This is a genomic window from Mesorhizobium sp. WSM4844, assembly GCF_055811775.1.
This window is the reverse complement of record NZ_JBVVQB010000004.1, coordinates 230,460-238,460: the sequence shown is the minus strand read 5'-3', so window position 1 is coordinate 238,460 and position 8,001 is coordinate 230,460. Positions and strand designations below refer to the sequence as shown.

Genomic DNA, 8,001 nt, shown 5'->3' with positions numbered 1-8,001 from the left:
GTGGGGGAGATGTCCGGCAGGACAGAGGGGGCGCGAAGGATCACTACAGATCAGCATTTATCCTGGGCCGCTGCATATCCAAAGGGTCTGCGCCGCGTCGCTTCGCTCCTTGCTCCGCCCCAGGATGACGAAGGCGCAGAGGAACTCTAGTCTCCGACGCGCTGCAGCGTGCCGAGATTGTTATCGTTGAGAAACTCTATGGTCATGGCCGACGCCTTGCCGTCGGGGCCGATGTCGAAGCCTACGCCCGAGGGCCTGTCCGGCGTCTCGGCGTCCGGGAAGGTCAGGAAGAGGTCGCCGTCGAAATGCTTCAATGAATAGGACCGGGCGCCGGCCGGCCCGACCTTGAGCACAAGAGCGTCTCCCGCAGTCGACACGACCGCATCGCCGATGAAATCGTTGAAGTAACGGCCTGCATAGGCACTGGCTGGCCGGGCCGGACTTGCCGGAGACGGTGGCGCGGCATAGGTGGCCTTGGCCGCCGCGATTGCCGGGCCGAACAGGCTCGCATAGGCATCGTCCCATGCCTTGACCCAGTCCTTCTCGACCCTTCCGTCAAAGGCGAGATCGGCGAAGCTTTCGGACAGGCCTTCCGGCACGCCTGTCGAAAAGGCATTGGCGACGATGACGATGCCAAGCTTCTCCTCCGGGAAGAGCGTCACCAAGGTGCGGGCGCCGACGCTGAAGGCGCCGGCATGGCCCCAGCTCAGGCCGTGACGGCCGAATTCGACATTCCAGCCGAGGCCGTAGAAGGACGTGCCGCCTGAGACGGGGTTCTTGCCGCGCGCCATCAGCGGAACATGCGTCTGGTCCAGCGCATCGGCCTTAATGAGCGTCTCGCCGGCATAGACCCCATTGCCGAGCACGAGGCGCACCCATTGCGAGAGATCGCGCGCCGTGGAGCTGACACCGCCCGCCGGCGCCTGCGCATCCGGATCGCGCTTTACCTTCGCGGCCCAGACGCCGTCGATCTTGACGTGGAGCGCAGCGCGATTGGCATGCTTGATGAAGTCCGCATGACGGGAGCTGGTCGAAACCATTTTAAGCGGCCGGTAGAGTTTCTCCTCGGCGACCTCTTCCCAGGACTTGCCCGTCGGCTTCGCGGCCGCGACGGCACCCTCGGTCAGTCCGAAATTGCTGTAGGAGTAGCCGGCGCGAAAGCTCGACGATGGCGACACGAACCGCAGACGACGCAGGATCTCCGCGCGATCGTAGCCAATGTCCTCAAGATCGTCTCCGGCGGTGCCGGGAAGCCCGCTGCGGTGCGAAAACAGGTCGCGGACCGTGAGTTCACTGGTCGGATAGGGCTCGGCGAGCCGGAAGGCCGGATCGAGATCGACTATTTTCGTATCCCAGGAAACGATGCCCTCGCTGACCAGCGCCGCCACTATCGTTGCCGAGACCGGCTTGGAGAGGGAGGCAATCTGGAACACCGTGTCGGCGTCGACGGTCTCCGACTTGCCGGCCTCGCGATGCCCGAACCCCTTGAGAAAGACCACCTCGTCGCCATGCACGACCCCGATGGCGAGACCGGGTACGGCACCGTCCGCGACGACACCTTCGGCGAGCAGTTCGAGCTTCGACAGGGCGGCAGTGATCCGGTCGGGCGTAAGGCTGTCGGCCGACGCCGCCTGCGGCGAAAGCACCATGACGGCGATGAAGGCCAACGTCCCCCAACGGCGGAAATTCCGACCCAACCCCACGCTCGAGCTCCTCCCCTGCAAGCACTGTCATACTACAGGCCGACGCAGGGAAGGCCAGCCCTAGCCTGCGCGATACAGCAAGTCCGCTGCGCGACGCCAAGCGGCCATCCCCCGGAGCCAACCGGTCAAAAATATCGAACGGACCATCGCACGGCGGCGACGACCGTCATGAAGAACCCGACGACAACAGCGATGAGAGCACGATAGCGGCGTCGAGCCGGTCGGACCAATAGTTGAAGGTCGCGTCGACGATCGTCGCCAAGACCTTGTCGGACCCGATCCATTCGCCAACGATCGCGCCGATCACCGCGGTCGCATCGCGGCGGTAAGCCGCCGGAGGCGGCGCCTAGTGGTGAAAGCCTGACGCTTGCTACCCGACGCGTAGGGCAGCTCAGGGTGGAAAGCGGAAATTAACATCTACGGGAGAAGCTCCCTGAAAGTGGCTGACAGCGGGTTTTGGGCCAAGATGTTTCTTGCATCGCTAGGCCGGTGGCATCCCATCCGGCTTTGTCTTTACGGGTTTCTGGCTGCGGCCTTCCTCGGGGCGCTCTACTGCTTTGCTCCGTTCGACAGTGACCCTCAAGGTCGGATTTTCAGAGGTCTGCTGGCAATGTATGCAGCCTACCTCTGTACCGTCGCGGTGATTATTCCGAACCTGCGACGACAAGGCGATGAACCCTACAGCCAGTTGCTTTCGCGGTTCGCTCGAATTCGTGGTTTTGATAGGCAGCAAGCGCTCTCCTTCGAAAAAAATTGGTTTGCGGTAACAGCCTGTTTCACCGGACTGTCATTCCTAATCCCACTATATGCCCTGTCCAAAATCATATTGAGTTGGTCCGAGATTGGCTGGTCCGATGTAGTCGGCTCTACGCTTGGTATGCTGGTTGGGCTCGTATTCGTGGGCGACTTCTACTTCCTGCTGCGGAAACGGTCGGCCCATAGATGAACACCTTGGAAGAGCACCTCTGTTCGTCCGCAAAGGGTCGGTTCTTGCCGTCCACCGGCACCAAGCGTCAGACTTTCACCACTAGGTTCTGTTGACAAAGTGCATCGGAAGACAGGCCATAGTTCCAGCACATTTTGCTAAGCAGGCTGGCATGGGACGTGAGTTCATCCATGACGCTGGCAAAGCGCTTCTCAGTTTTCGTTTTTTTGTTGCATAGGACTTTCTACGCCCGAACGCGGGTCCGGTCATCACCTGCCAATATAGGCGGCTAGTTCGTCCGGCGTCCCATTTGGGAAGGCCTGTTTTAGAAAATTCAAGAACGCCGACACTCGCGCGCTGAGTAGCCGCCGAGATGGGTAGAGCGCCCATAGAGCGATCTCGGGGCCGTCGATATCCCCCCATAGTACCAGCGTGCCGTCAGCCAAGTCGTGGGCCACCAACGAAATGGGAAGACGTGCTGCACCGACGCCGGCTCGCACCGCATCCCGGACCATGATGAGCATCGACAAAGCGAGGACAGGCTCGATTGCAATTGTTGACCGGCCACCTTGTGTCTTCACGTGCCATGTTTGCCGATCGCCCGCCCAGCGCGCGACGCCAGGAGCGGCGAGTCCACCACTCGCGCGAGGAAGGCCAGGGCTCGCCACTACGACCAGGCGGTCGCGGAGAAACGCCCGTCCAACCAGGCTTTCGTCGGGATCTGGATTGACTCGGATTACCAGATCGTAGCCTTCCTCGATCATGTCAACAGGCCGATCCTCAGTCGTAACCTCCAGCCTCACCTCCGGATATTTAAGGGCAAACCCCGCAGCAATCCTCCCCATTGCGGTCTGAGAAAAAAGCAAAGGTGCGCTAATCCGTAATCTGCCCCTGGGTCTCTGACCGCCCGAGGCAATCGCCGAAGCCGTCTCGTCCAGTTCGGCAAGCAGCGCCCCTGTCCGCTCGAAGAGCGCCCGTCCTTCTTCGGTGAGCTTCAGGCTACGCGCACCCCGTTCAAACAGGCGCAGATCAAGGCTGCTTTCCAATTCTCCAACGCGCCGGGACAGGGTCGCCTTAGGCCGGCCGGTGGCCCTTGCCGCTTTGCCGAAACCACCGTGGCGGGCAACGAGATTAAAATCGGCGAGGGCAAGAAGATCCATGTGTGTTCCACCAGCGAGACGATGCGTCTAAAATTTCAGCCTGTTGGACGCTCAGTGAGCCACACATATTGGCCGTGTCAAGCAACCCAACAGGAGAAATTTCATGACCATTCTCGTTACCGGGGCCACAGGCAATATTGGCCGCCAAGTCGTCGAACACCTCGTCAAGCGCGGCGCTGATGTACGTGCTCTCGTCCGCGATCCGTCGAAAGCCAACTTCCCGGCAGGCGTATCCGTCGTGCAAGGCGACTTTCTTGATGTCGATTCGCTGCGCAAAGCCATGTCTGGAGTTTCCACTCTGTTCCTTTTGAACGCCGTAGTTCCGGACGAATTCACCCAAGCTTTGGTCGCGCTGAACGTCGCCCGATCGGCCGGTATCGAGCGGATCGTATATCTGTCGGTGATCCACGCTGACGGCTACGTGAACGTGCCCCATTTCGCTGGCAAGTTCGGCGTCGAGCGAATGATCGAGCAGATGGACTTCAAGGCTACGATCTTGCGCCCAGCTTACTTCATCCAGAACGATCTGATGATCAAAGACGTCATCACCGGCTATGGCACCTACACAATGCCGATCGGCGACAAGGGTCTCGCCATGATCGACGTCCGTGATATCGCCGAGATCGCCGCCCTTGAGCTGCTGCGCCGTGAACAGGCCGCAGAGCCGCTTGCGATCGACTGGATCAACCTCGTCGGTCCAGAGACACTGACTGGGGCGGATATCGCCGCCATCTGGTCAGACGTGCTCGCCCGCCCGATCAACTACGGCGGCGACAATACCGAGGATTTTGAGCAAAATCTCAAGCAGTTCGTGCCCGCCTGGATGGCCTACGACATGCGTCTGATGGGCGAGCGCTTCTTCACCGACGGGATGCTGCCTGGGGCCGGCGACGTCGAGCGCCTGACTGCCCTGCTCGGACGTCCACTGCGCCCATATCGAGCCTTCGCCTCGGAAACCGCTGCCTCCGCCTGACGGAAGCGCAGCCCCTGTCTGATCACAAGGACTGTCATCATGATTTATTCAACTGCCACAGTTCCGGTGAACCCGGAAGGCGAAGTCCCATTGACGCGCGCTCAAGTGTGGAAGGGTCTCGAGCTGAAAGCACGCGACGCCCGCTTGTTCCTTGTCACGGGTCTCTGCACCCGTTGCGACGTTGTGGAGGAAAGCGCTACCCACTTCGTGCGTGAGGCCACGATCGGTGGCCACGACCTGCGCGAAATCGTCACGCTCGAGCCGGAAAGCAAGGTCACCTTCTTCCAGGCATCCGGTCCGCGCGAGGGAGCGATTGTCAACGAACTGTTCGAAGATGGAGAAGGCGCACTGCAGCTTCGCTTCTACTGCTACATTGGCCTGCGCGGCAAAGAGCCAAACGGTCGCGAGGAGCAGGCCGAGCAGGCTCAGTTCGCCAGCGAAAACGGCTACAAGGCCGCCCTGCTGTCGACGCTGAAGCGGACCCGCGAACTGCTCGCAGCGGGAAAGCTCTAATCATCGCCAGAAACACAAGCAACAGGGCGGCTCTCAAGGAGGCGCCCTGCCTTCGCGGGAACAAATGATGCTACGTCCGTCGCCGACGCGTTCAGCCGCCTCTAACGGTATCGAACCGACCATCGCTCAGCGGCGACGACGGTCATGAAGAACCCGATCGACAACAGCGATGAGAGCACGATGGCGGCGTAGAGCCGGTCGGACTGGTAGTTGAAGGTCGCCTGGATGATCAGCGCGCCGAGACCTTTGTCGGAGCCGATCCACTCGCCGACGATCGCGCCGATCACCGCGGTCGCTGAGGCGATCCGCAGCGAAGCGAAAAGCATTGGCAGCGCGCGCGGCAGGCGCAGGCGCCAGAATACCTCCCAGCGCGTCGCCGACAGCACGCGGAACAGCTCGTGCTCGCTGGGGCTCGCCGATTCCAGACCCCGGATCATGTTGATGAGCGTTGGGAAGAAACAGATCACCGCCGCGATCACGATCTTGGGCAGCATGCCGAGGCCGAAGATGAGGATGACGACCGGGGCCAGCGCCAGCACCGGGATCGTATTGAAGAACAGCACGACCGGAAAATAGGCCGCCTGCAGCGTACGGCTGTGAACGAAGACGATCGCCAGCAGCACTGCGGCGAGGTTGCCGAGCACGAAGCCGGAGAGCGCCTCGATGGCCGTCGGCCAGAGGTTCGACAGGAGAAGCGATCCGTTCCCGGCAAACACGCCCGCTATCGCGGTCGGCGTCGGAACGATGTAAGCGGGCACGCCGGCGAGCGGCAGCAGGAATTGCCATGCGAGAATAAGCGAGCCGGCGCCGAGGATCGGCAGCGCAGCCTGTGCGAATGGCGAAAGCGCGCCCTGGTTCACGACGCCGCTCCGAGGGCGGAGCGCATCCTGGCCATTGCCGCGACGATCGCCGGATCCTCGCGCGAGCATCTGTTGTCCGGCCCCTTCAGCGGACGAAGGTCGTGGTCGGCGACGATCCGGCCGGGATGGGCGGCAAGCACGATCACACGCTGTCCGAGATAGACCGCTTCGGCAATGGAATGCGTGACAAACAGCACGGTCGTTCCGGTCCGCCGCCAAAGGTTCAGCAGTTCGTCGTTGAGGCGATCGCGGGTGATCTCGTCAAGTGCGCCAAAGGGTTCATCCATCAGAAGCAGACGTGGCTCGCCAAGCAGCGCCCGGGCGATCGCCAGCCTTTGGCGCTGTCCGCCGGAAAGCTGATGCGGCAGGCGCTCACTGAGGGCCGACAGTCCGACGAGTTCGAGCAGCTCGTCGGCCCGGTCGTCTATCATGCGCGACAGGCTGCGGCGGCCGACCTGGATCGGCAGCCGAACATTCTCGCGCGCCGTGCGCCACGGCAAAAGGGTCGAGTCCTGGAAGACAAAACCCACGCCGCGGCCGGAGCGCACCGCCGACGGCGTTTCGCCCATCACGCGTATCGTGCCCGCGAGCGGCGCCAGAAGATCGGCGACAACCCGCAGAAACGTCGACTTTCCGCACCCCGAAGGCCCGAGGATCGACAGGAACGTCCCGGCCTCGACTGTCAGTTCGAGGCCGGAGATCACCGTCACGGGCGAGCGCCGGCCGGGATAGCCGACGTCGAGCCCGGAGGTTTCGATGGCCGGCGCGGCCATCAAGAGGCGGGCGCGCCGAGCTTCGGCCGTTCAGCCGCCGTGAGTTCGAGAAGCTTCGTCGTATAGACGTCCTCGGCCTTCGGCCTGCCGTTCGGGTATTGGCCAATCTGGTCAAGCAGCGCGATCTGGCTCTCGATCGAGGCAGGATCGAAGGTGCCCCATCCATCCTTTTTCGTGTTGTCGTCGAACGACAGTTTCAGCACCAGGGGGATCGTCTTCTTTTCCCAGCCTGCGTCGATCTCGGGATAGGCCGCGACAAGCTTGTCGACCGCCTGCTCGGGATTGGCGTAGACCCAGCCCCACCCCTTGGCGACCGCGCCGATGAATTTCGCCAGGGTCGCGGAATCGGATTCGATGGCGCTGTCGGTCGCGAAGTAGACATTGGCATAGGACGCCAGGCCGAGCTCCGACAACAGCAGATCGATGCGATCGTCACCGACGACGCTGAGCGCCTGCGTGTTGGTGATCCAGCCGCCGATCGCATCGACGTCGCCACGAACCAGCGGCGCCTTGTCGAACCCGACATTGACGATGGTGACCTCGGAAGGGTCGATCTTGTTCTTCGCGAGCATCGCGTCGATGGCAAAGCGCGCGGTCGGCTGCGTGCCGATCCGCATCCCCTTCAGATCCGCAACCGACCGGATCGGCTTCTCCGGTTTCGACGTCAGCGCATAGGGCCCGGTGCGATAGCCGCAGGCGATGATCCTCACCGGAACGCCGCTCGCCCGCGCGGCATAGAGTTGAGGCGATTCGGAGAATTGGCCGAGCTGGGCGGCACCGGACACGACTGGCGGCACGGTGGCGGCGTTCGGCCCGCCGGGGCTGAACTCCACTTCAAGCCCGGCTTCACTGAAGTAGCCATTGGCGACGGCTGCGACGTCGCCGATCTGGCCGTTCGACATCAGCCAGTCATACTGGACGACGAGCTTGGCGGCTGCCGAGGCGCTGGCGCCAAACAGCTGAAGTCCCGGCCCGAAAGCCGCCAGGCCGGCGGCGCCGGCCTTCAGGATCGATCTGCGATTCCACTGCGATGCGTTCCCACTCATCTTCTTGCTCCTTTGTTGGACTGCTTGCATGCGGCGCGGCCCTTTCTT

General features: G+C 62.3%; 8 protein-coding genes and 1 pseudogene. 3 read left to right on the top strand and 6 right to left on the bottom strand.

What is annotated here, in order from left to right; translation table 11 throughout:
• Positions 1-146 precede the first annotated feature (146 nt).
• A complete protein-coding gene (locus tag AC0L2A_RS06160; RefSeq protein WP_473607830.1) occupies positions 147-1,703 on the bottom strand; it encodes a serine hydrolase in 1,557 nt (518 codons plus the stop codon).
• Positions 1,704-1,893: 190 nt separating this feature from the next.
• Positions 1,894-2,016: pseudogene (locus AC0L2A_RS06155) on the bottom strand (ABC transporter permease); the annotation flags it as partial.
• A gap of 126 nt (positions 2,017-2,142) precedes the next feature.
• Between AC0L2A_RS06155 and AC0L2A_RS06150 the strand changes: the two are divergent.
• Positions 2,143-2,649 carry a hypothetical protein gene (locus tag AC0L2A_RS06150; protein WP_473607832.1) on the top strand — a complete coding sequence of 169 codons (507 nt, stop codon included), beginning with the start codon at positions 2,143-2,145 and terminating at the stop codon, positions 2,647-2,649.
• Between the two features lie 248 nt (positions 2,650-2,897).
• Here the strand turns inward: AC0L2A_RS06150 and AC0L2A_RS06145 are convergent, their stop codons facing one another.
• Positions 2,898-3,788, bottom strand: coding sequence for a LysR family transcriptional regulator (locus AC0L2A_RS06145; protein ID WP_473607833.1), 891 nt, complete (start codon positions 3,786-3,788; stop codon positions 2,898-2,900).
• A gap of 103 nt (positions 3,789-3,891) precedes the next feature.
• Here AC0L2A_RS06145 and AC0L2A_RS06140 point away from each other — a divergent pair, with 103 nt between their 5' ends.
• Together AC0L2A_RS06140 and AC0L2A_RS06135 are read left to right on the top strand one after the other, a co-directional pair.
• Positions 3,892-4,761: an SDR family oxidoreductase gene (locus AC0L2A_RS06140; protein ID WP_091599220.1), complete on the top strand. Its 870-nt coding sequence runs from the start codon at positions 3,892-3,894 to the stop codon at positions 4,759-4,761.
• A 39-nt stretch (positions 4,762-4,800) separates the two neighbouring features.
• Complete coding sequence (locus tag AC0L2A_RS06135) at positions 4,801-5,274, top strand: SRPBCC family protein (protein WP_128170319.1); 474 nt, start codon at positions 4,801-4,803, stop codon at positions 5,272-5,274.
• 101 nt (positions 5,275-5,375) lie between these two features.
• Here AC0L2A_RS06135 and AC0L2A_RS06130 read toward each other — a convergent pair whose 3' ends face one another.
• Genes AC0L2A_RS06130 through AC0L2A_RS06120 form a run of 3 tightly spaced genes read right to left on the bottom strand, consistent with a single transcriptional unit; the run spans position 5,376 to position 7,953 of the window.
• A complete protein-coding gene (locus AC0L2A_RS06130) occupies positions 5,376-6,134 on the bottom strand; it encodes an ABC transporter permease (RefSeq protein ID WP_473607834.1) in 759 nt (252 codons plus the stop codon).
• Positions 6,131-6,907 carry an ABC transporter ATP-binding protein gene (locus AC0L2A_RS06125; RefSeq protein WP_473607836.1) on the bottom strand — a complete coding sequence of 259 codons (777 nt, stop codon included), beginning with the start codon at positions 6,905-6,907 and terminating at the stop codon, positions 6,131-6,133. The genes AC0L2A_RS06130 and AC0L2A_RS06125 overlap by 4 nt, the downstream gene beginning before the upstream one ends.
• Positions 6,907-7,953, bottom strand: coding sequence for an ABC transporter substrate-binding protein (locus AC0L2A_RS06120; RefSeq protein ID WP_473607837.1), 1,047 nt, complete (start codon positions 7,951-7,953; stop codon positions 6,907-6,909). The genes AC0L2A_RS06125 and AC0L2A_RS06120 overlap by 1 nt, the downstream gene beginning before the upstream one ends.
• Positions 7,954-8,001: the final 48 nt, after the last annotated feature.

What these genes read in the sequence shown, in the direction of transcription:
- AC0L2A_RS06120 (WP_473607837.1), bottom strand. Translation starts at nt 7,953, where the DNA reads ATGAGTGGGAACGCATCGCAGTGGAATCGCAGATCGATCCTGAAGGCC.
- AC0L2A_RS06145 (WP_473607833.1), bottom strand. Translation starts at nt 3,788, where the DNA reads ATGGATCTTCTTGCCCTCGCCGATTTTAATCTCGTTGCCCGCCACGGT.
- AC0L2A_RS06140 (WP_091599220.1), top strand. Translation starts at nt 3,892, where the DNA reads ATGACCATTCTCGTTACCGGGGCCACAGGCAATATTGGCCGCCAAGTC.
- AC0L2A_RS06125 (WP_473607836.1), bottom strand. Translation starts at nt 6,907, where the DNA reads ATGGCCGCGCCGGCCATCGAAACCTCCGGGCTCGACGTCGGCTATCCC.
- AC0L2A_RS06135 (WP_128170319.1), top strand. Translation starts at nt 4,801, where the DNA reads ATGATTTATTCAACTGCCACAGTTCCGGTGAACCCGGAAGGCGAAGTC.